This is a genomic window from Polaribacter haliotis (assembly GCF_014784055.1).
GTDB classification, from domain to species: Bacteria; Bacteroidota; Bacteroidia; order Flavobacteriales; family Flavobacteriaceae; genus Polaribacter; species Polaribacter haliotis.
Map to the genome: position 1 here is coordinate 1,513,858 of NZ_CP061813.1, position 24,546 is coordinate 1,538,403.

The 24,546-nt window shown below is 27.1% G+C and carries 20 protein-coding genes; 1 reads left to right on the top strand and 19 read right to left on the bottom strand.

Annotation, left to right across the window (positions count from 1 at the left end; translation table 11 throughout):
- The first annotated feature begins 64 nt into the window (after positions 1 to 64).
- A complete protein-coding gene (locus H9I45_RS06340; protein ID WP_088353239.1) occupies positions 65 to 805 on the top strand; it encodes a tyrosine-protein phosphatase in 741 nt (246 codons plus the stop codon).
- 45 nt (positions 806 to 850) lie between these two features.
- On the opposite strand, the gene H9I45_RS06345 is transcribed toward H9I45_RS06340, so the two are convergent.
- From H9I45_RS06345 to pseI, 19 genes are all read right to left on the bottom strand, one after another.
- A complete protein-coding gene (locus H9I45_RS06345; protein WP_088353240.1) occupies positions 851 to 3,235 on the bottom strand; it encodes a GumC family protein in 2,385 nt (794 codons plus the stop codon).
- Positions 3,236 to 3,237: 2 nt separating this feature from the next.
- The gene (locus H9I45_RS06350) at positions 3,238 to 4,014 is read right to left on the bottom strand and encodes a polysaccharide biosynthesis/export family protein (RefSeq protein WP_088353241.1); all 777 of its coding nucleotides are present in this window, start codon (positions 4,012 to 4,014) and stop codon (positions 3,238 to 3,240) included.
- A gap of 41 nt (positions 4,015 to 4,055) precedes the next feature.
- Positions 4,056 to 5,951 carry a polysaccharide biosynthesis protein gene (locus tag H9I45_RS06355; protein ID WP_088353242.1) on the bottom strand — a complete coding sequence of 632 codons (1,896 nt, stop codon included), beginning with the start codon at positions 5,949 to 5,951 and terminating at the stop codon, positions 4,056 to 4,058.
- A 31-nt stretch (positions 5,952 to 5,982) separates the two neighbouring features.
- Positions 5,983 to 7,080 carry a DegT/DnrJ/EryC1/StrS family aminotransferase gene (locus tag H9I45_RS06360; protein ID WP_088353243.1) on the bottom strand — a complete coding sequence of 366 codons (1,098 nt, stop codon included), beginning with the start codon at positions 7,078 to 7,080 and terminating at the stop codon, positions 5,983 to 5,985.
- Positions 7,080 to 8,042 carry an MraY family glycosyltransferase gene (locus H9I45_RS06365; protein ID WP_088353244.1) on the bottom strand — a complete coding sequence of 321 codons (963 nt, stop codon included), beginning with the start codon at positions 8,040 to 8,042 and terminating at the stop codon, positions 7,080 to 7,082. The genes H9I45_RS06360 and H9I45_RS06365 overlap by 1 nt, the downstream gene beginning before the upstream one ends.
- A 3-nt stretch (positions 8,043 to 8,045) precedes the next feature.
- Positions 8,046 to 8,960: an NAD-dependent epimerase/dehydratase family protein gene (locus tag H9I45_RS06370; protein WP_088353245.1), complete on the bottom strand. Its 915-nt coding sequence runs from the start codon at positions 8,958 to 8,960 to the stop codon at positions 8,046 to 8,048.
- Positions 8,935 to 10,125: a glycosyltransferase family 4 protein gene (locus H9I45_RS06375; protein ID WP_088353246.1), complete on the bottom strand. Its 1,191-nt coding sequence runs from the start codon at positions 10,123 to 10,125 to the stop codon at positions 8,935 to 8,937. The genes H9I45_RS06370 and H9I45_RS06375 overlap by 26 nt, the downstream gene beginning before the upstream one ends.
- On the bottom strand, positions 10,122 to 11,708 hold the full coding sequence (locus H9I45_RS06380; protein ID WP_088353247.1) for an alginate lyase family protein: 1,587 nt from the start codon (positions 11,706 to 11,708) through the stop codon (positions 10,122 to 10,124). The genes H9I45_RS06375 and H9I45_RS06380 overlap by 4 nt, the downstream gene beginning before the upstream one ends.
- On the bottom strand, positions 11,690 to 13,810 hold the full coding sequence (locus tag H9I45_RS06385; protein WP_088353248.1) for a bi-domain-containing oxidoreductase: 2,121 nt from the start codon (positions 13,808 to 13,810) through the stop codon (positions 11,690 to 11,692). Before H9I45_RS06385 ends, H9I45_RS06380 begins: the two co-directional genes overlap by 19 nt.
- A gap of 12 nt (positions 13,811 to 13,822) precedes the next feature.
- Complete coding sequence (locus tag H9I45_RS06390; RefSeq protein WP_088353249.1) at positions 13,823 to 14,968, bottom strand: pyridoxal phosphate-dependent aminotransferase; 1,146 nt, start codon at positions 14,966 to 14,968, stop codon at positions 13,823 to 13,825.
- A gap of 13 nt (positions 14,969 to 14,981) precedes the next feature.
- Positions 14,982 to 15,425: a ParB N-terminal domain-containing protein gene (locus tag H9I45_RS06395; protein WP_088353250.1), complete on the bottom strand. Its 444-nt coding sequence runs from the start codon at positions 15,423 to 15,425 to the stop codon at positions 14,982 to 14,984.
- Between the two features lie 2 nt (positions 15,426 to 15,427).
- Positions 15,428 to 16,717: a phenylacetate--CoA ligase family protein gene (locus H9I45_RS06400; protein WP_088353251.1), complete on the bottom strand. Its 1,290-nt coding sequence runs from the start codon at positions 16,715 to 16,717 to the stop codon at positions 15,428 to 15,430.
- Entirely contained in the window at positions 16,705 to 17,259 is a 555-nt protein-coding gene (locus H9I45_RS06405; RefSeq protein WP_088353252.1) for an HAD-IB family phosphatase, read from the bottom strand. The genes H9I45_RS06400 and H9I45_RS06405 overlap by 13 nt, the downstream gene beginning before the upstream one ends.
- Positions 17,260 to 17,578: 319 nt before the next feature.
- Complete coding sequence (locus H9I45_RS06410; RefSeq protein WP_088353253.1) at positions 17,579 to 18,688, bottom strand: glycosyltransferase; 1,110 nt, start codon at positions 18,686 to 18,688, stop codon at positions 17,579 to 17,581.
- Positions 18,689 to 18,767: 79 nt separating this feature from the next.
- Positions 18,768 to 19,478 (bottom strand): glycosyltransferase, encoded by a 711-nt coding sequence (locus tag H9I45_RS06415; protein ID WP_088353254.1) that lies wholly within the window; start codon positions 19,476 to 19,478, stop codon positions 18,768 to 18,770.
- Positions 19,472 to 20,539 carry a hypothetical protein gene (locus H9I45_RS06420; protein WP_140422732.1) on the bottom strand — a complete coding sequence of 356 codons (1,068 nt, stop codon included), beginning with the start codon at positions 20,537 to 20,539 and terminating at the stop codon, positions 19,472 to 19,474. Before H9I45_RS06420 ends, H9I45_RS06415 begins: the two co-directional genes overlap by 7 nt.
- A 130-nt stretch (positions 20,540 to 20,669) precedes the next feature.
- The gene (locus H9I45_RS06425; RefSeq protein WP_140422733.1) at positions 20,670 to 22,049 is read right to left on the bottom strand and encodes a capsular polysaccharide export protein, LipB/KpsS family; all 1,380 of its coding nucleotides are present in this window, start codon (positions 22,047 to 22,049) and stop codon (positions 20,670 to 20,672) included.
- Positions 22,050 to 22,228: 179 nt separating this feature from the next.
- Complete coding sequence (locus H9I45_RS06430; RefSeq protein WP_088353257.1) at positions 22,229 to 23,494, bottom strand: oligosaccharide flippase family protein; 1,266 nt, start codon at positions 23,492 to 23,494, stop codon at positions 22,229 to 22,231.
- A gap of 35 nt (positions 23,495 to 23,529) precedes the next feature.
- Positions 23,530 to 24,546 carry a pseudaminic acid synthase gene (pseI, locus tag H9I45_RS06435; protein ID WP_088353258.1) on the bottom strand — a complete coding sequence of 339 codons (1,017 nt, stop codon included), beginning with the start codon at positions 24,544 to 24,546 and terminating at the stop codon, positions 23,530 to 23,532.

Below are 24,546 nucleotides of genomic sequence, written 5' to 3' on the forward strand. Positions count from 1 at the left end.
CTTCAATCGTTTTCGTCAAGACAAATAATTTGAAATGTCGTAAATTTGTAATAAAAAATTACTTATGCTTTTTTTTAAGAAAAAAACAATGCCATTAACGGATTTTTTCTCAGATAATTTTATTGATATCCATTCTCATTTATTGCCAGGAATAGATGATGGTGCTAAAAATATAGAAAAATCTTTAGAATTAATTTTGAAGATGTATTCGTATGGAATAAAAAATTTTATAACAACTCCTCACGTTTTAGGTGATATATATCCTAATTCTACTGAAACGATAAAAAGCAAACTTGCTGACGTACAAAATGCCTTAAAAGATAAAGGGTATACTGATATTAAAATAGATGCAGCTGCAGAATATATGATGGACGAACAATTTAGCATTCGTTTAGAAAAGAATGATATTCTTCCGCTAAAAGATAATTATATTTTGGTAGAAATGTCTTATTTTAATGCTCCTATTAATTTATATGAAATACTTTTTGAAATTCAACTAAAAGGATACAAGCCAGTTTTAGCACATCCAGAAAGATATAATTTTTATCACAATGATTTTGACAACTATTACAAACTTAAAAAGGCAGGTTGTCTATTTCAGCTGAATTTACTTTCTTTAACAGAACAATATGGTAAAAATGTACAAAAGATTAGCAACGAACTTTTAAAGGTAAATATGTACGATTTTGTGGGTACAGACACGCATCATAATCAGCATTTAGAATTACTTAAAAAAATTGGAACGAAGAAGAATTATAAAAAAATCGAGCATTTAATATTAAATAATAGTAAAGTATTTAATTAAAAAATGCGCAATTTAAATTGCGCATTTTTTAATTTTATCATATTTCTATTTAGAAAACATCTTTTTATACCAAGGTTTTGTTTCATCTTCGGAAAGATAACCATAACCATAACCACCATATCCATAACCATAGCTTCGCTTTGGATCTGTATCGTTTAAAACGATAGACATGTTTGGTAAACGTTTACTTTTGTACAATTCCTCTGGAACAGCTAATAATCTTTTATCTAAATAATTTGCTCTTACCACATATAAAAACATATCTGCATATTTAGAAATTAAAAGAGTATCTGTTACCAAGTTAACTGGAGCAGTATCAACGATAATAAAATCGTAATAATCTAAGTCTCTAACTTCTTTAAACAAGTCCTCAATACTCTTACTAGCTAATAATTCAGCAGGATTTGGAGGAATAGCTCCTGATGATATAATATCCAAACCTTTAGCTTCAGGAATAGTAAATTTAATATCATCTAAAGATAAATCATCATTTGTAATATAATTAGTTACCCCTTTACGACTTTCAATACCAAGGTATTCTGTTACTTTTGGAGCACGTAAATCCATTCCCATTAAAAGCACCTTTTTATTAGATAAAGCTAAAGTAGCAGCTAAATTTATGGATATAAAAGATTTCCCCTCGCCACTAGTGGTTGAAGTTATAAATATAAACTTACTACTTTGGCTATTGTTAGCAAGCATAAAGTCTAAGTTTGTTCTTATTAATCGAAATGCCTCCGAACCACTTGACCTTGCATCATGACTAACAATAATTTTTTGATCACTTTCAGATCTTGGTATATCACCAAGAAAAGGAACTGATAAAGCTGCTTCAATATCTTTTTTATTATGAATTTTTGTATCTAGTAAATTCTTTAAATAAATAATTACGAAAGGAACTAATATCCCTAATAACATTACTGCTAAATAAATAATTTTTTTCTTTGGGGAAACAGGTATTCCTGAACTATAAGCTACATCAATAATTTTAGCATTTGGAACAGTAACAGCCAACGAAATTGCAGTTTCCTCCTTCTTTTTTAATAAGTAGGAATATAAATTTGCTATAATCTCTTGTTGCCTTGCGATATCTATATACCCTCTTTCAATAGTTGGTATAGAAGAAACCTTGTTATTTACCAAGCTTGCAGCTCTTTGTAGACTGTTTAATTCCGATTTTAAGGAAAAAATTAAATTTTCAATACTTTTTCCTAAATTCAGTCTTAAATTTTCAATTTCAGACATAAGCTGTAAAATTTCAGGATTTTTCTCACCAGCATTAATACTCAATTTATTTTTTGCTAAGACTAATTCATTATATCTATCGATTGAAGACGATACACTTGGGTCACTAAATCCAAGAATTTGAGGCAATGTCTTGTCTGAAGAGTTGTTTTTTCTTAAATTATTTGAAATTGATTCCGCATATGCTAATTGAATTTTTAAATCAATTAATTTTTCATTATTTTTGGATGCATTTTCCAAAGCTAACTCACCTTCTTTTGACAAACCGGTTATACTGTTATCTTTTTTATAATTTTTTGCCGAATCTTGGATAGAAGCTAAATCTAAATATACTTTTGCTAATCTCTCTTCCAAAAATTCCTTTGTTTTTTTTGATACTTCACTTTTATCATTAACAGCATCTAAATTATATTGTTTTATTAATTCATCCAAAAAGTTTTCCGCTTTATTTCTAACTGTATTCTTTATAGAAAGAGACAAAACGCTAGAGTTCTTGCCAATTGTACTAATACTAACTCCTTTTCTATATGCATCAATGACTACTGATCTTTTATTTATAAAAATAAACACATCAGAATAATCATTTCCAATTACTGGATTTTTAATAATTTTAAATTTTCCAATTTTAGAATTAATAATATCATCGTATTGATGTTCCGAAATAACTTCTTTTTCTATATTTTTTAATTGAAATTTAAAATTATCTTTAAATGAAATAGTAATTAGAGTATCCTTGTTAATAAAAGTAGAATCTTTTGATAAAAAAATTAATCTAATAGGGCTAGTTTTATATAATTCTGTTTTCTTTATTCTACCTTCTCTAAAATATGAAATATTTAAGTCTAAAGAGTCAACAACTTGACCAATAATTTTTCTAGATTTTATAATCTCTATTTCATTATCAGTATTATTTACAGAACCTGTCCCTACAATTCCTAAATCAGCTATCGCAGACAATTCTTGTGAAATACCAGACTTCTGATTATCTTTAATCATAATTGTAGCAGAAGCATTATATTGAGGTGTAGTATATCTTAGGTATAAAAAAGCCCCTAATATTGCTATAACAACCCCAAACACAAACCACTTCCAATGTAGTGCATATTTTTCTATCTCTTCTCTTATATTGATCGTATCGCTATTTTCCTGTAATTGATTATTTATCATTTCAGATTTACTATTCATTATTATCTAGTTAAAACAGTGATTAAAGAAATTAAAACAGAACCTATTGAAATAAAAAGTCCTGTATTTCGATTATAAGAGGCAGATTGAATTGCAGCATTATTATGCTCTACATAAACAACATCGTTTTGTTGTAAGTAAAAAACCGGGGATGTATTTAATTTATTGGATCTTAAGTCTACCCTATACTGTGTCTTCTTTCCGTCCGCTTCTCTTTGAATCAAAACATTATCTCTTTTTCCAGATATATTTAAATCCCCTGCTAACGCAATAGCATCAATAATACTAACACGTTCATTTGGGATATTATAAGTTCCTGGCTTTCGTACGTCTCCCATAACCGAAATTTTAAAATTGGAAATACGAATGTTAATATTTGGATCTTTTACATAATCTGGATCTAATTTTGATTGTAATAAAAAAATTGTTTCCTCTCTTGTTAACCCTCCTATTTTTAGTTTTCCAAAAATTGGAAAATCAATTTCCCCTTTACTGTCAATTAAATAAGATTGTTGTCTTGGCTGACCAACCACAGCATCAGTTGTTGTATTAAATGTTACTGCTGGTAAATTAAAAGGTTTTACTGCTTGTAAATCTTCAGAAGAAACGGTAATTTGAAGTAAATCATCTGGTTTAAAGATTGTTTTATAATTATTACTAACCTTAGATTGGTCAATTTCGTCATATTGAAAATAAGCTATTTTTTTATTTGAAACACAAGAGCTTAGGCTTACTAAAACAAGAAGAAATAGTATAGATTTCTTTAAAGACATATTCATTACAATAATTTATCGCAAAAATAGCATTTTTAATTGAAATCTTAATTATTAAGATCTAATTTTTCATAGATAGAATTTTTAGAAATATACTCTGGTACAATTACTTTGATAAACTCAACAGATGCATAATTATTTAATTGAAAAATCTCAGTACATAATTTTTCAATTTGAGCTTTTACACTTGCGTGATCCATATCTGGAGAATTTGCAATCATAATTTTTTCATGATAAGTTTTTTTAGTATTCTCTCCATTTGCTAACAATTCTTCATATAATTTTTCACCAGGTCTTAAACCAGTTATTTTTATATCTATATCTTCTGGATATTTTAAGCCTGAAAGAGAAATCATCCTTTTTGCCATTTCAAAAATCTTTACGGATTTACCCATATCAAAAATATAAATCTCTCCACCAACTCCCATTGTACCTGCTTCCAAAACTAATCTACAAGCTTCAGGGATTGTCATAAAATATCTAGTTATATCTTGATGAGTTACAGTAAGTGGACCTCCGTTTTCAATTTGTTTCTTAAATAAAGGTATTACAGAACCATTGGAGCCTAAAACATTTCCAAACCTTGTAATTGTAAATTTGGTAAATTTAGATTCTTTACTTAAACAACTAATATATTTTTCGGCAACACGTTTTGAAGCTCCCATTACATTAGTAGGGTTTACAGCTTTGTCCGTAGACACCATAACAAATCGCTCTACATTATACTTTAATGATAAATCTGCGATATTTTTCGTCCCACAAACATTAATTTTTATTGCCTCATAAGGACTATGCTCCATTAAGGGAACATGCTTATATGCTGCCGCATGAAATACTTTTTCTGGTTGAAATTCATTAAATATTTCTTCCATCCTTGCAAAATCGCGAACATCTGCCACAATTGCAACAAAGTTGAAAATATTTTTCTGAATTAATTCTTGCTGTAAGTCGTACAAAGGCGACTCTGCTTGGTCTACCAATATTAATTTTTTTAATTGATACGAAGCTAATTGTCTTGAAATTTCACTTCCTATTGATCCTGCTGCCCCAGTCACAATAACAACCTTATCATTCACTTCTCTTTTTACAATAGGGTTATCAATAGAAATTTGCTCTCTCCCTAATAAATCATCAATATTAATTTGTTTAATTTGATTTGCTTGTAAATCTCCTCCAATCCACTTAGACAATGGTGGTACAATTTTAACCTCTACTCCTAATGACAACAATTTATCTGTAATTTCTAAAAGCCTATTAGGTTTTATATTTTGGATAGATATAATAACTTCATCAATATCATAATAATCAATAAATTCTTCATCGATTTTAGCAGGGTCATAAATTTTAATTCGATCTATTTTTTTTCCTATTTTATTTGAATTATCATCAATAAAACCCAAAACATCGTAGTTATTCTCTCTTTCTCTATTAATTGCTCCATAAGTTATCAATCCAGAATCTCCAGCACCATATATTAAAACGTTTGTAATAGTTTTTAATTCAGTGGAAATAACTTCATAAAAAGCCTTAAATATATACCTACTAATTATTAATAAAAAAACAGAGACTAAATAATGTATCAATACTATAGATTTTGGAATGGTAAACCCTTTATAAATAGAAAAGAATTGATTAAGTACCACTAAAAAACCTATAAATACTGAAAAAATGGTAACACCAAAAAAAACATTGAAAGCATCTTTTGTTCCTGTATGCCTAATTATTCCCTTATAGGACCCTACAAAAAGAAAACAAATTAAAGCAATTATAGCTACAATTGGTATTTGCGTTTTAAGTACTGATAAATTAAAATTAAAACTTATATTAAAACGAATTGCGTATGCTATAACAAATGAGAAGCAAACCAATAAAACATCTATAAATAGAACAATCCATTTGGATGCATACTTATTTAATGCTTTTAAAAAAAAATTTCTAATCATCTTGTTAGCAATAGTAAAGAATAATGCGAAGTTACAATAATTTCTTTATAGAAATAGAAATTCTTTTAAGTTGATTTTTAGTAAGATTTGAACCTGATGGTAAACAAAGGCCTTGTTTAAATAAATTTTCTGAAATAGTTTCTCCAAAATAGGAGGTTTCTTTAAAAACAGGTTGTAAGTGCATTGGTTTCCATAAAGGTCTTGATTCGATATTTTCTGTTTCTAAAAATAATCTTAATTCTTGAGCATTAAATCCTGTTTTTTTTTTATCTATAAGTATACAGCTTAACCAATGATTTGAAAAAAGATTTTTATCTGACTCTTCTAAAACATGTATACCTTCAATTTCTTTAAAAAAACTCTTATAAAATTGATTAATACTTCTTCTAAAAGAAATATATTCGTTTAAAAAACTCATTTGACCTCTTCCAATACCAGCTAAAACACTACTTATTCTGTAATTATAACCAATTTGCGAATGTTGATAATGAGGAGCCTTATCTCTTGCTTGAGTTGATAAAAAAAGAGCCTTTTCTTTATGTTTAACGTCCTTACAAATTAACGCCCCTCCTCCAAATGTTGTTAAAAGCTTATTATTATTAAAAGATATAATCCCAAAATCTCCAAAAGTCCCACATTTTTGTCCTTTATAAGTTGAACCTAAAGCTTCTGCAGCATCTTCAATTAAAATAATATTGTACTTTTTTGCAATTAGGTAAATTTCTTCAATTTTTGCAGGCATACCATACAAATGAACAAAAATAATGGCCTTTGGTTTTTTTCCATTTTTTATTCTGTGTTTTATAGCTTTTTCTAGATAATATGGACACATATTCCAAGTATCTATTTCGCTATCTATAAATATTGGGTCCGCTCCTTGGTAAATAATTGGATTGGCAGACGCCGAAAAAGTAAAACTTTGGCAAAGTACTTCGTCTCCCTTGTTAACACCTGCTAAAAGTAAAGATAAATGTATTGCAGATGTCCCTGAATTAACAGCTAATACAGATTTTTCTTTCCCAAAATACTCTTCCAATAATTTTTCGAACTCTAAGATATTATTATCTTCTAATAAGTTTAAGTTATTTAACGGAACATTAGATTTAGATAAAAATATTCTATTATTCATCAGATAATTTCTTTTCTTTTAAATTTTATAAACAAATAAATATATAGAATTATAAATGCTAAAATTAAAGATATAAAAATAATAAATTGAGTTTGTAACTCTAGGCGATATGTTTTAAATATAAGAACATTAATTATTATTTGAATTATTGCATATACTGCAGAAACTTGTAGATGAGACATACAGTTATTGTCTACTATTTTTTGATAAATGTGATGCCTGTGAGGCTCTAAAACACTTTCTTTCGTAAAAAATTTTCTATAGATTAAAGTATTTCCTGAATCTGCACCATATACAATAACTAATAAAAGAATTAAAGGAGAAGACAAATAAAAAGTAAAATACATTCCTAAAAAAAAGATTAGCATACCAATGGCTATGCTACCTATATCTCCTGCAAAAAAAAGTGCTTTTTTTCTAAAATTATAAAAACCAAAAACTAAAAGAGCTATTAAAGAATATATAATTAGATTCGAGTTTATTAAACCTTCATAATGATTTATTAAATAGAAACCTAGTAAAACTGAAATGCTGTATAAACCAGTAATACCATTAATACCATCCATAAAATTGAACATATTTATGATACCTACACCAAATATTAAGTAAAAAACAAAAACATAATAAGGCTCAAAAGGTACTCCTACTTGATATAAAATAAGAAAAATTGCTATAACTTGAAATGGAAATCGAATCTTAGAACTTAGAGTATAAATATCATCTAGAAAACTAATAATTGAAATAGCAAATACTCCTGCAAAAAAATAAGGGTATTGAAAATTGTTAAATAAAACAAATAAAATAATAGCCATAGGAAAAAGAATCCCTCCTCCTCTAACCGTTATTTTCTTGTGAGAACTTCTCTTATTGGGTTTATCTATAATCTTATATTTAAGAGCTATTCTTAAATACAAATAAGAAAGAGCAAATAGAATAATTAAAACGAGAAAATAAGTTTTCATAATTTAAAATGAAGAAATGGTTTTTTTAATTCCTTCTTCTGACGATAAAGGTAATTCTTTTTGGATAGCTTTTTTTATTTTAAAGTTAGAAACCTCATAATTTTCAGTTAGTTTTTGAAGCCTCTCTGAGTTTAAAGGTAATGGTAAAATATCTCCAACTTTAGATAATAAACGAATTAATGATTTTGGTAAATATAGAATTTTTGAAGGTTTATTTAATACATCTCCCATAATTTTAACTAAATCTACAGTTGATAAAGATGTATCGTCTGCAATATTATAAATACCCGACTTTACTTTCCTATTGTCTATAATTTTGTTGATAATAAAACATAAATTTTCAACAGACACAAAAGATCTATTGTTTTTATATTTACCAAATGGATAAGGTATTCCCTTAGAAACAAAGCTGTATAAAAGATTTAAATTCCCCTTATTATTAGGTCCATGAATCATACAAGGTCTTAAAATATAAACTCTTTTGTTATTTGGAATCTCTTTTGATAAGATATATTTCTCTGCCGCTAATTTAGACTTGCCGTAAACCGTTATTGGGTTTGGTTTTGCGTTTTCGTCTAAAATTCCTTCAACAATATCTGCAACTGCTTTTACTGAACTCATATATATAAAAACCTCACATTTACTTTTTAAGAATTTATCAAATAAAGTTTTAGTTAATTCTGTATTAACTTCAAAATATTCGGTATCTTCAGACGTTTTTTTTAAATCATGTGCTTTACCTGCTAAATGGACAATCGCTTTTGCATTATTTAAAATATCTAAATCTAAAGCCTTATAATCCACTTCATTTTTCAACGGAAATCTAGAAACCCCTATAACTTGCTTGCTATTTTGAAGTAAAAATACTGATAAATTTCCACCAACAAAACCCTTATTTCCTGTTACTAGTATTTTCATACGTGCTAATTATAGATTGTGACATTAAAATATTAATTTTTTCTCTTGAGTAATTATCCACAAAAGCTTTTCTTAGTCCTTTAATATATTTATATTTTTTTAAAGAATCTATAAACTCTGTAGCATTTCCTGGTTCAAATAAAATTACATTCGTTAAGTTTTCTTTAAGAAACTCATATGCATAACCACCAACTCCTGCAATTATAGGTTTATCAAAAGCACCATATTCAAATAATTTAGATGGTAAAACTCTTTCAAAAGCTTTGTATTTATTTAAGTGAAGAAACAAAAAATCTGCTTTTTGGTATTCTTCTATTAATAACTTTCTATTAATAGGTTTTTTTATTTCTATATTCTCTACTCCCTCTTCTTTTATTGCCAACATTAATTTTTGCTTAGCTCCTCCATCTCCATATATTATAAATTTAAATTTTTTTGGAAAAGCTTTTGCTACCTTTGGCAAAATAATATGCAAACCTTGTCCCTCACCTATATTACCTGCATAAACAATTGTTTTTACTTTTTCTTCTTTTATAGCCGTTTCTATATTTTTATTTAAGAAAACATTATCAATACCATTAGTGTAATAAGAATATGTAGACTGCTTGTATTTAACGAAGTAACTTTGAAAACCTTTTGAAACTAAATTTATGTGATTTGCGCTTTTAAAGGTATAATTTTCTATAGGTTTAAGAAAAAAATCTAAACCGATTTTAACAATAGGGTTTTTAAAAATCTCTACAATACTTTCTCTAAAAATATCTCTAATGTCTAAATATAATTTTGCTTTATTTTTTTTAGCTAATTTCGCACCAAGAAAAGCAGTAAATAATCTAGAGGATGAAGCATAAACTAGGTCGTAATTTTTATCTTTTGCTATTTTTTTAGCCTCTTTATAAAAAACTCTAAAAGATTTTATTTGACCAAACAAACCACTATTATGGTCTGGAATAAGAATTCTATTTATGATAATATTTTCTCCTCTTTTTTCTAAGTTTTTTGCAGTTACTTTATAAGAATCATACCTGTTTGGGTGTGTTGTAATAACATCAATACTATCTGTACTTTTAAGTCTCGGAGCTAAAGCTTTAAATAAAGAAGTATTTCTAAAAGATCCTGCACATAAATCTGGTTCAAAATAATACGTTAGAAATAATATTTTCATAAATTAATTGTTGTTGATAAACTCGATTCAAATATAATTTTTAATTTTATTGCCTCAGATGTTTTATTAAAACCGTTTGCAAATCTAAAATTTCCTCTTTCAATAGAAATATTTTTTCCTTCAAAAAATAACTCTATTTTACTTTCTTCAATTGTAACTTTAGAATTTTCTATTAAGACATTAGAAATTCTTGGGTGTAAATGAAAGTATGCAACTTGTTTAGAAGATATTTCTTTAGATATAATATCTTTTATAAAAACGCTTCTTTCATTTATTGTAAACTTTCTTGAATGCGTAAGGTTTAAATCTTTGTATCCATTATGTGTAGCTTCAATACTATTATTTTTTTCATTTAAATTAGTAATTTTTGCTCTTTTTCCAACTCTAAATCCTCCCCAAACCTGTGTTTGTTCAATATCTTCTATTTGAACAGTATTATGAGATGCTGTGCTTCTTTCTGTTTGTCTAGTTTGGTTTTTCTCATATGTAGAAAGCCCTGTATCTACAAAAACAGGTTTTCCAAATGCATAAAATATGAAATTAAAAGTATCTGAATGTACATGTGCTGGTTGATAGGAAGCACCAACATTGCCAACATCTACAAAAAGCTCAAATTTGTCTTTTTTAAACATTCTGTAACCAGAATCAGATAATTTTATTTTTTCATATTGCAAACCTAATTTCTTCGCATAATTTAATAGCTCATCAGAATCTGGTGCTATACCAAAAGAACTATCATTTACCATCGGAATATCGCCGTTATTAAATGTTACTTGTTCTAACCAAGACAACATTTTTAAAGCTATATTATTTAAAAAATCTAGTAGATTGTCATCTTTCCAATTATTTAATTGAATTAATTGAATACAATCTAACACTCTAAAAAGCATTGTTTGATGATACATTGGCGATAATTCGAAATGTGCACCATCATTTAAAATTTGTTCTTTTAATTCTTTTTTTAGAATTTGAACTCCTTTTTTATAAAGTACTTCATCTTGAAAATAATAAGCTCCAAACAGAAAAGAAAAACCATTCTCTAATAAATGATTTCCTAATAAATGATACTCAATATTATGAAGTAATAGTTGATAATGATTGTATAAATTTTGATTTATCTCATCTGCTGAAATTTTATTTTTAGCTAAAAATTTAACCCAATTAATTCCTCTGAGAGAAATAGGATATGATTCTTTGCCATCTTTTAACAAATTATCTTTAGCTACGAAATCTTTTATGAGCTTTAAGCCTTCATTTACTTCAATTTGTTTTTGATTTAAGAAATCGAAATAATTTAAATTAAAAGTCCATAATTTACCAAACTCACTAAAGTTCCAATCGATATTATTTTCAAAATCTTTAGATATGTTTAAAAAATGAAACTTATTCGAGTCTAAATAAGATTCAAAACTAAATATAGCATCTTCCCATATTAACTGAGAAATATTTTTCTTAGATAATTCTTTGTAGTAAGATTTTTTAAAAAAACGATTTCTAGCAAAATAATATACTCTATAATATATTTGAATTGGTTTTAAATATTTTACTGTATGATATAAAGTTTTTATTTTACTTCTATCCATTTTCCTTCTTTCAGAGATTCTATTGCAGCAAATGATGCTTTAGTTGTATTTACAATTTCTTCAAAAGGGATAATTGGGTTTCCACCTTTTTTTTGTTGTGAGATTAGTTCATCAAATTGATTAAAGTGTCCTTTATCTTGTTTTGATGAACTTTTAGAGAAACCTTTAAAACCATAACCATATAATTTTCTCCAATTATCCATTATAAGCGTTCTTTCTTGAGAAAAAATTTCAACTCTTTCTTTTGAATAGGCTTTAGACCCATTAGCAAAATAGTTAATTACAGCATTTGTTCCATTTTCATATTTTAATAATATACTTGCATTATCTGTATTTTCTTCAGGATTAATTCCCATTGAATTCATACAAACAGCCACAACTTTACTTCCTGCAAAATAAGTACATAAATCTATGTAATGACAGGCTTCACCTAAAATTCTTCCTCCACCAATTTCCATATCATGCACCCAAACATCTGTAGGAATAAAACCAGCATTCATTGTTGCAATAATATTCATTGGAGCATTATCATTCCCTAAAGCTTTTTTCATTTGCTTTGCTAATGGAGCAAAACGTCTATTAAATCCTACAGCCACATTAACTTTACGTTTGTTGTATTCAGCTATAATTTCGTCTAATTCTTCTTTTGTTAATGCCAAAGGTTTTTCAACAAAAACACTTTTATTTGCTTTCATGGTTTCTAAAACCATAGTTGCATGCATATTGTGTTTTGTTGTAATTAAAACCAAATCTGTATCAGCATCAGTTAAAATTTCTTTGTAGTTTGTTGTAGAGTTTGCTATTTGATATTGTTTTGCCATTGTTGTAGAAGACAATCCACCAGAACTTGCAATATATTTTATATCTGCATTTAGCTTTTTTAAGCTAGGTAAAATAGTTGCACTTGTAAAATTACCAGCGCCAACAATTCCAATAACACCTTTATTTCCTTCAAAAGATTTTTTATGAATTGCTACTGTAGATACTGGTTTTTCAGTTTGATTATATTCTAAAATTGAAGCTATGGATTTAGATGTTCCCATATTTCCATAAATTTTATTATAATCTCCTAGAGGAATCCTTTCTGTTATTAGTGGCTTCACATCTAAAGAACCATTTGAAATTGCATTTAAAACAGCATCAAAGTTTCGTTTTTCTGTCCAACGTACATAACCAATTGGATAATCTATTCCTTTATTTTCATATTCTTCATCATACCTACCTGGACCATAAGAACACGATACTTGAAAAGATATTTCTTTATTGTAAAAATCTGCTCTACTAATATCTAACCCAATTACACCAACTAGAATAACTCTTCCTAATTTTCTGCACATTTGAGCAGATTGTGCTATAATATCGTTGCTTTTACTAGAAGCTGTAATTATAACTCCATCTGCTCCAATTCCCTTCGTAAAAGTTTCAACAAATTTTACTTGGTCTGTTCCTTCAGCAGGGTTTATTGCTGTAATACCTTTTTCTTTAGCTATTTTAACTTTTTCTGAATCATAATCAAAACCAATAACATTACAACCGTTTGCTTTTAAAAGTTCTGCTGTTACTAATCCTATAAGACCTAAACCTACAACAACTATTGTTTCTCCAAAAGTTGGTTTTAGCAATCGAATACCTTGCAATCCAATAGAACCAATTACTGTAAACGCCGCTTCTTCATCTGTTACATTATCTGGTATTTTAGCCACCAAATTTTTAGGTACCAATACATATTCTGCGTGATTTCCATTAGAGGCAACTCTGTCTCCTATTTTAAATTCGCTTACGCCTTTACCAACTGCAACAACTTCCCCTACATTACAATATCCTAAAGGTAAAGGTTGCCCAAGTTTATTAAAAACAGCGTTTAAAGTAGGTTTTAAGCCATCAGTTTTTACTTTATCTAAAACCATTTTTACTTTGTCTGGCTGTTGTTTCGCTTTTTGCAAAAAATTAGCCTTACCAAATTCTACCAACATCCTTTCAGTACCTAAAGAGACTAGTGTTTTACTGGTTTTTATAAGTACACATCCCGATTTTACAACTGGCACTGGTACTTCTTCTAAAATTGTATCTCCGTTTTTAAGGTCTTGTATAATTTGTTTCAAAATTTTATTTTTTTAAAAATTAAGTACATTCTCCAATGCTCTTAATATTATTACATTTTCTTCTTTTGATCTTGAAGCTACACGTATAAATTCTCCTTTTAATCCGATTTTATCATCACAGTTTCTAACGTAGACACCATAGTCTAACAATAAGTTAATTGCTATTTCTTCCGACGATTTACCATTTAAAATTTCTATTAGAACAAAATTAGCCTTTGAAGGGTAAATTTTAACGTTTTTTAAATTTTGAAGCTTTTCTTGAAAATATTGAGTTTCAACAATATATTTCTTTCTAACTAATTCGTATTTCTCTATAAACTCTAGATTTGAATACTTCTTAAAGAAATATTCTGCTAAGCCATTTATATTCCATAAAAAACCATTTTTCATTAATTTAGAAACTTTATCCTTTGAAAAAATACCATAACCAGCTCTAATACCTGCAATTCCAAAGTCTTTAGACATACTCTTTATGATATTTAAATTTGGATATTTCTCGATAAATCTTACACACGATTTTTGAACTAAATCTGAATCTTCATATGCAAAATGAACAAAACTTTCGTCTATAATTACATTTTCTACAAAACTTAAATTTTCTAACAAATAATCTACTTCACTTTCATTAATATAATATCCATTAGGGTTATTAGGGTTTATTAGAACAATTGTATTAGGTTTATTTGCTTTTACAAATTCTATATAATCATGCACATCAAACCGAAAATCGTCTTCTTTTTTTAGTTTATAAAAAATTACATCATTCTCATTTATAATATATTCGTAGTAAGAACTAAAGGTTGGAATTGGAATTATTATTTTTCCATCGACAAAATTATGTAAAAAAGCTTGTATTACTTCTATAGCTCCATTTCCAATAAAAATTCTCTCGGAATCTATTTGTAAATCTTTCGATAAATATTTCGCGATTTGTGGGCTTTGTGAAGGATAATATTCTAAAACCTTTTCAATTTCATTTGTTTCGAATAAATCCGTTTTTAATTCTTCAATAAATAATTTTGTAGCGTAAGGATTGCTCAAAAAACAAGCATCTACTTCAATTTTTATTTCTGGTATTTGTTTTAAAACAGAATTTATACTTGGTGAGTGTGAACCTGCATCATTTTTTAGTTTTAAAAACTTTTCTCTTAAATTCATATCAATAGTTGTATTATAGATTTATTTCAAATAAGCTAGAGATTAAAATCAAAGGCTTCCAATCGTCTTCAATCGTTTGTATTTCATGAAGAGTCGATTTTGGTTTTAACATTTTTTTTGTATTTATTACATTAAGTATTTCTCTTTTACTTAACATTTTCTCTTTGCTATTATGGGTTCTAATAGTTTCATCATTATAAGCAATCCATGTTACCGGAATTAAATCCACATTTAAACCAACTAAAGTATGGTATCTATGATGCCCATCTATAATTAGACCTGTTTTTGAGCAACAAATTATCGATGGCAAAACAAAATAACCTCCATAAGATTTTAAATATGATTCTAAAGCGTTCTTTCTATCTTTTAAGACTTCTTCGTGAGAATAAATATTTTTATATGAGGTCAACCCTGTTGAAATTATAACTTGTGGCTTTTTTAAATTAATTGAGTACATATTTATTTTTTTATTACTATTTTAAGTTTACCTTCTTCTGTTTGATCTAACTTAATGTCTTCTTTTAATTCAATTAGAAACCCTGTATGGCCTATTCTTTGCACTAACCTACTTAATAAAATTTCTTTTCTTGCATCACTAAAATCGTCTCCTAAAATGTATTTTAAGAGAAAAGTTTTATCATCATAGATTATTTGCCATTTATTAATTTCAATAAAATCCTCCATCATTGTATAAAAATTGACAGTCGGTATTTTTTGACCTTGTGGTGTTGTAATATTTTGATCATTCCTACCTATAATATTTTTAACGACCAAACCATTTCTGCTACACTTGCATCCTAAATTATCTACGACAGCTAAATCTCCTGTATCATATCTTATTAATGGCATTGCTTTATTGTGGAGATTGGTTCCGATAATTCTTTTTATATTTTCTATATCTGTATTTAATAATTCTAAATAACCATATTCAAAATAGTTATGAAGATGGGTATGGTTCTCACAATCTCCCATCATTATTATTTGCTCTGCCAAACCATAGTGATTACTAACTTTGCAGTCTAACACCTCTTCTATTATAGCTCTATCTTCGTCTGTTAAAACTTCGGACGCTGTCAATACTTGCTTTACACTTGGAATTTTAAGATTCTTATTTTTTAAAAAAGATACAAAAGTTTTTACACTACTTGGGTAACCCCTTATAATCTCAATTTTCAAATCAATCATTTTATTGTAATAATCGAACATGTTTTTTTCAGTAAGATGAAAAGGACTAAAATAAGTGGTATTTAACAACTTACTATATTTGGTAAGTGGCTCGCCTATTTTGGGTGAATAACTCCTTATCATAGCTGTTGGGTTGTAGAAACTATAACCACCCCATTGCCAATGTCTGTAAATAACACCCTGCTCTACAACCCAATGCAATGGATGTATATATGCTTTCATAGGATTGCCTGTAGATCCTGAAGTAAAAAATATTAGTGCTTTTTTTTTGTATTTTTTTATAACGAAATTTTCCGTATTTTTTTTAACATTCGATTTAAGAGTAATAGGCACTTTTGTGATGTCTTCTATTTTATTGAAATCTTTCTTTGGGTTAAAACCAATTTCGTTAAATAATTTTTTATAATAAACAGTTTTCTCTGCTTTAATTAATTGTCTTTTTAGCCTCTTGAACTGGTATTTCTCTATTTTTTTAACTGACCAAAACTGCGTGTATTTATATCTTAAGTAATAAGATGCAATTCCAAAAACTTTATATACTGAATTATATTTTATTTTTGCCATTTTAAAATTTTACCGTTTTTATATCTAAAATAAGCTTGTTTAGAGCTTTCTAACATATCAAAATCTCCCTCACTATTTCCATAAGCTACTTCTAAAATATCTTCTTTTTTAAAATTAGATTTAATGGTATATACTTTATTGGAAAAATTTAAGTCTTGCTTATTATTTAAGGAGTTCGCAAATAAATTTATACCATAATAATCTGAATAATCTGACAATATAAAATCGAAGCTAGCAGAAACTATTATTACTTTATACTCCTTTTTCATTTCGTTTATAATATTTTCAGAATCTTCAAATTGATCCTTAAGTAAGATTTTTGTAAATTCTTGGATATCAAGTTTTCTTTTTTTGTATAATTTATGAAAAAATGCAACCCTTGTAAACTTTAAATTATAATCTTTAAATAACAAGATAAACCTAAAATATAAATGATAAACAATCAAAAACTCCAATTGATTATTTGACACCCATCTACAAAACAATTTTATTGAATCATTTTTGATTAAAGTTCCGTCAAAATCGAAAGCACAAATTTTCATAGATATATTTAAGGTTCAAAGAATATTTATTTAAAAAAAATGAGACTAATTAGGATAAATGGTTCTAGAACTTCCAATTCGTCAATACTTATTATAAATGTTGAAAAAACAATGCGAATTTAATGCTTTTTTTTATTTTTAATTAATTTATGCTAATATTTATAACTAATAAATATTTAGAATATATCTTATTTAATTTTATAATGAAAGAGGTTTTCTATTATATTTTTATTAATAAAAAATATTTACTTGAATTGCATAATTAGTATAGACTACTTGAAATAAGAAAAAATGACGCTATAATAATTTAAAAAAAATATTAATTTTTAAGTATGTCTTTAAAAATTGACAAATACTTAGCAGTTCGACTATCCGCAGTTTCAAATTGTTGAATCATTAACTCTCCTCTTTCTACTAATTGCTTTTGTAAAATTTCGTTTCCATGTAATTCTATAATTTTACTAGCAATATCTTCTGGTGACATGGGGTCAAAATATAGAGCGGCGTCATCACAAAGCTCTCTTGCAAAATCAAGATCGGAAGTTAAAATAGGAACTTTCATTATCATTGCTTCTGGGTAATTTGCAGTAAATGTTTCAAGTAAGGTCGGTAAAAATAAAGCATTAGTTCTTTCATATAAGACTTTACAATCGACAATGGTTTGAGGGCCAATATTTTTTATATAATCTGATTTCTTAAAATATTTTTCAAAAGAATTATTGGGTATTGTTAAGCAGAATTCAAATTTAACTTTAGATTTAACTTTAAGAATCTCTACAACATCATTGATTATTTCTAAATTTTTGTGTGGGTAAAATGCACTTAAAACTAAAAGTTTGAAAACCTCATTTTTCTTATTCCCCTTTTTTATTGGTTGATTTAAATACGATTGATGAAAAGTATTACCCACAACAAAAATCTTTTCTAAAGGATAATGTAAGTATTTAAAAATATTTTTTTTGGCTGTTTCTGTTTCAACTATTAAATAATCGCTTTTTTTTATTAATTTGTTTTTAATGGCTATTAAAAATTTTGATTTAATTTTTCTTCTAATTGACAATTTATTAAATGCTATAGAGTTAGGTGTATAACACCAACCATCAGCAAAACCTGTAATGTGTAGACTTCTTGGTTGCCAATAAGAAGGACCAAATACAGTAAATACTATATCTGGTTTAATTTTTAATTCTAAATAAGAAAGTTTTTTCCTTACTTCTCTACCTCTTATTAAGCTTGCTGGAGATGTTGAAAAATGATAAAAGACAAAATTTTTTTGAAAAGATTTTTCATCGATTTGCTCAATAATTTTTTGTGATAAAAAAATGTGATACTCATTATTATGATGATTTTTCAAAGCTTCTAAAAAGGATGTAGAAACTTGTATCGCTCCACCTATTACGAGGTTTGTTGTATTAATTAAAACTTTCATTATTTTTATTATTAATTAACTATTAATTCCTAAAACTATTTCAGCTTACTTTAAAAAAAAACATCACTATAAAACTAGTTTACCTAATTAACAATATAAGTCTTATAATAATTTTAGAAATAGCATTTGTTCTACCATCCATTTCTTTAACTTCGTTTATCATAGCTTCAATATTTATATCTCCAAGGGATTCTCCGTACTTCAAAAATTCTGTAGACACAATATTCAAATATTTAAATCTAACTCCTTTTTCTAAAGAAAAACGCCTAAACATGTCTAAATCTCCAGCTAATTTGAATTTTAAATAATTTAATCCTCCAATTTTCTCGTATAAATTTTTCGTATACATAGTACTTGGTTGAACAAAGGGCATGATCTTATTTTTTAATATAAACTTTGGAAATCGAGATCCATTAATCCTCGTTTTTTTTTCTTTTTTTATATAATTAAAAATTGAATCTGAATACACAAAGTCGTATTTGTTAGATTTTAGTACATCATACATTTTTTCAAAACCTTCTTTAACAACAATATCATCGGAATTTATCCAAGTAATAAATTCTCCCTTCGCTTTCTCGAAACCTAAAGAAATGGCATGGTACATGCCCAACTTTTCAGACTGATTAATTAACTTAATATGTGGGTGCTTTTTTATAATTTCTAATGTTCCGTCCGAAGAACCCCCATCTACAATAATATGTTCAAATGGAATTGTTAATTTTTTTATGGAATTAATGTTATTTTCCAGATAATTAACTGAATTTAAAGTTGGCGTTACTATTGTTAACATAAATTTGAATTTTTAGTAGTAATTATATATGACCCAAAAACCATAAAAGGGAAGTATAACATATTTGTATACCAAGACCACATTGGCGAGCTAACCATATAAACAAGAAAAAACATAGACATGATGATTTCAAATTTATTAGTTAAAATTCTTCTCTTAAAAAAAGAATCAATAATTTTTTTTATAATAAATAGAAACAGTAAAATCATACATAAATACCCAAATTTAAATATAAAATTAACGAATCCAATATGTAATACATTGGCCCCAACTGTGTTTTCTACAAAACCACCAAAACCTCTGCCTAGAACATAATCATGGAGTTCATAAGAATCAAAAAATGTATCTGCTTCAACTAAACGATCATTTCTTTCATTAGAAACAGCTGTATCTAATCGGTTTTCAAAACGGCTAACAAATATAGATTCTGAAAACATATACATGAAAGCAAATACACTAACGAAAAGAGAGATTAATAAACGGAACCTTGCTTTTCCTTTTAAATAAAAAAAAACCATAACAATAACCAAAAATGTTAACTCAAACAAGACGTTTTTTTTCGCATAATAAAACCCGTTAAACAAATACATTAGTAACATAGCTATCGTTAAAACAATATGCTTCTTTTTTCCAAATTGAATGGATATAATTAAAATTAATGGAACTAAAGCTAAAGTTGTCATTTGAGCTACATAATTTATTTTATAGGTAGAGTTTTCTGCCATTTCGATCAACATACTATTCCTACTACTTGCAGTTAAAAAGTAATTAAAATCTAATGAAGGAATACCTATTAAGATAAACAATATTGCCCAAAAAAAGTAGGTATTTAAAAACTTTACCCATAATTTTCTTGAAACATTTATAAATGTTATACCGGATAAAATAAGAGAAAAAGCAAATAAATCGAAAACAAGTCTACCAAAATATTTAGAATCTGTATAATTATTTAAAAGCCCAATTATAAAAACAAAAGAGCCTATTATTAATAAACCTGAGTACAATCGATATGCTTTATTTTTATATGGTATACTTTTATTCCCATAACTTATAAATTTCATAAAAGAATTAAAACTGAACAATATAAAGCAACCAATAATTAATATAAATCTAAATTGGTTTAAACCAAGAATCCATAGAATGTTTGTAAAAAACATAACATTCCATATTTTTAAAAAATTTTCAAAATACCTATCCTCTTTCATCAAATAATGTGTCTTGGATAAATTTACCGAATTCCGCAGGTGGATTTTCTTTTGTATCAATAAATAACTGATCTTTATTGTTTCTTTTTGGAATCATATTATAAGGCAATGTTGCTCCAATAAAATTATCCCATTCTAAGTCGTTATAAAAATCTAAAACATTTAATTCTTTAGTGAAAATTTCCTTTAATTCTTTAATATTATAATTAATACCATAACCTGCATATTTTAATAATCTATGGTGCGGAGGTGTTCCAAATAAAATTGCTGGTTTATCTAATAAATATGCCTCGAGAGAAGATGTTCCAGATAGTGCAACAACAATTTCAGATTTTTTAATTAATTCTGTAGATTCAACAGGCATATTAACAAACCTTACATTTGGTATAGATTTAAGTGCTTTATAAAATTCTTTATTGCGTACTTTAAGCATTTTTGGATTCTCTTTTATTATTATTTGCCAACCATATGGTAAAACTTTTGAGATTAATTTAGTCATTTCAATTTGATTTTGAAAATAGGTACTATAAACAATAACAGTTGCCTCTGGTTCCATATGAAGAGGAATGTATACAAATTTATTTTCTATTTCATCTAAAGATTTAATATCAGGTAAGTAAAAGTTCTTACTCTTAATTGAAGTAATTTTGTTTTTAATTTTCTTAATAATAGAGTAACCCGTATCATTCAAGTGATTCTTAATTTCAGCATCTTTTCTCAAATACTTTATAGCATTCTTCGAATTAGTCTTAAATATGTTAGGTTTTGTCTGTTTTTTCATATAAATAAGCCTTTCTGTCATAGGAACATTGAGCCTATCTGTCAAGCTTTTCTTTTCTATTTTTCTTTGATTAATTTTATTGACTCTTATACTCCAAGAGTCTTTTAACGCAACTACACTATTATATGGAACACCTACTGGAATAAAAGCATAATTAGAGCCACTTTTAGCGTTTGTAAGTCGTGAACTAAAACAATAAACAAAATGATCTAAAGATAAACAGATATTTAACGAATTATTGTCGATTATACTGTCTAGCACTAAAGCAAGTTTATAAAAATAATTCTCATTATATTTTTCTTCATTAAAAAACCTTTCTATTTCCAAAATATCGTTTAAACCAAAGCTAGTTTTTATTAATAATTGATCAATAATTTCTAAACGTTCTTGATCTATTATTGTATTTTCGATTAACTCTGGAAGTAAAATAATTTTTTTATTTTTACTTTTAAAAAAATCATTACATTCTGAATACATTGTTACAAAAACAACTTCATTATAGTTCTTAAGAGTGCTTAATTCCTCTGATAATTCTAACAGAAATTGGTTAAACCAAGGTCTTACATGAATAATAATTTTGCTCATTTTTTATTTATTTCGTATTAACTGCTGGAATGCCAGCTCCATTTTAATATCGCTTCTACTACTATGAGTAAAATTTATAATTAGTTTAAAATTCTTAAACAACATCATTTAAATTATATTTTTTTAAAATAAAAAGTTAATACTTCGCTTATTCTAAAAAGTTCTTACCAATTTAAAATTTACAACTTATTTCTATCAAAAGTTAAGTAATAACTGTATATAATTGTTCCTAAAGCTAACAGTAAAGATATTACACATCTAAAATATGCAACTTGTTCTATAGAATAAATCTCAACAAAAAGGCTTAAACACCACATAGATAACAAACTTATTGACACTAAAAAAATATAAAAAGTATTTTTTTTAACAACACCTAGTATTACACTTGGACCTATACTTACAAATGATAAGCCTGTAATAATATTTATTTTTGCTGCTTCTATGCCTAAAGTATATTTTGGTATATAGTTTTCCACAATAAAATCAATACTTAAATAAAGAAAGAGACCAATTATACTTAGCACTGTCGCATTTATAAACAAAGCTTTCCAAAAAAAAACACGCAAACTTGATTTTTTGTCTGAGAAACCAAAAATAGCACTTGCTTTAGGGTAGAAAATAGCAGTTAGTGATGTAGGTACTAATAACATAGAAGTAATTATTAATTTCGATAAAAAATAATATCCTAATGCAACATTCCCTAATTTAAGGGCTATAATAGATTGATCTGAGATAGAATATAAAGTAAATAAATATCCACCAAATAATAAAGGAAAACCAACTTTAAATAGTTCTTTGTAACTATTTAAATCAAAACGAGAAGCAACATTATATGGATTGTTTCTAATTCTAAGAACAACATTTACTAAAGACTTTCCTATTTCGATAATAACTCTTCCATAACCATGTAATAATATTAACAAAGGCATTAGTAGAAGTTGAAATCCTGCTTCCCAAAATCTTAGAGTACCCAATTTTTTAAAATCCTGACCGCTTCTAAAGGTTGTATCTATATGTAAAGCTATTGGGGTAGCAGTTGAAATAAATAAAACTCCTGATATAGCTACATAATCTAATGATGAATATACTGTTTTTTGATTAATAACTAATATGTAAATTAAAACTACAACAAATGAAATTACTGAAACAAGTCTGCTTACAAATAAGGAAGTACCCACCTGTAAAGAAACTTTAGATAGCTCTCCTTTTGCCTTATAAAAAGCAATATTACGATTTAAGCCGTTAAAAATACCTAAATGTATAAAACTGACGTAAGGTATAATTAAAAAATATGATTCTATTAATCCATTATCTTCTGGGGCTACAAATTTAGCAACCATAAAACTAGTAAAAAAGCCTACAGCTGGGACAATAATAGAAGACAACAAATACCAAAGTTCACCTATATTTTTTCTAAAAAACTTTATATTTAACTTAAAGTTCATATTTAATTACTAATTAAATTAAATGATATTTATTTTTATAGACTAAACATGTCAGTAGATAATCTTTCTCCTTTAAAAACGTCTTTATTAATCGTTTTCCCTAAAACTTTATCATAATATTTTGGATGAAGTCCAAAACCAGGTCTAATAGATTTTATGTTTTTTTCGGTGATTACTTCTCCTTTTTTGATGTCTTTAACTATGTATAATGAACGAGAGAAGGCTTTACCTGATTTTTGTTTTTCAGTTAATTCGTAACTTTCTTGTCCAAGAGCATCTTCTGCTTTTCGAACAGCTATTACCATTTCTGTAAATTCTTTTTCATCCAATGAGAAACTAGCATCTGGACCTCCTATCGCCTTATTTAAAATAAAGTGTTTCTCGATAACGGTTGCTCCTAAAGCAGTTGCAACAACAGGAACAGTATTTCCTAGTGTATGGTCTGACAAGCCTACTTTAACGTTAAAATCTTTTGCAAAACGCTGCATTGTTAACAAATTAGCTTCCTCGACAGGTGCTGGATAAGAAGATGTACATTTAAGCACTGTAATATCATTATTTCCAGCTTCTCTACAAGTTTTTATTGCTAAATCGATATCATCATATTCAGCAATACCTGTAGACATTATAATTGGCTTTCCTTTAGATGCAATATATTTAATTAAGGGAATATCTGTTATTTCAAACGAAGCAATTTTATAAATAGGATTATTTAAACTTTCTAATAAATCTACAGCAGTTTTATCAAAAGGAGATGAAAAACAAACTAAACCTTCTTTTTTAGCAGTGTGAAAAAGTTCTGCATGCCAATCCCATGGTGTATAGGCTTCTTCATATAATTTGTATAGATTCCTACCTTCCCAAATTGTACCTTTTATAACAAAATCATCCTTATTAGAATTTATTGTCATAGTTTCTGCTTTGTAAGTTTGTAATTTTATAGCATTTGCACCCGTTCGTTTAGCAGCTCTAATCGTTTCTTTAGCTATTTCAATATCACCTCCATGATTTGCGGATAATTCAGCTATTATAAAAACTTTATTATTTATCAT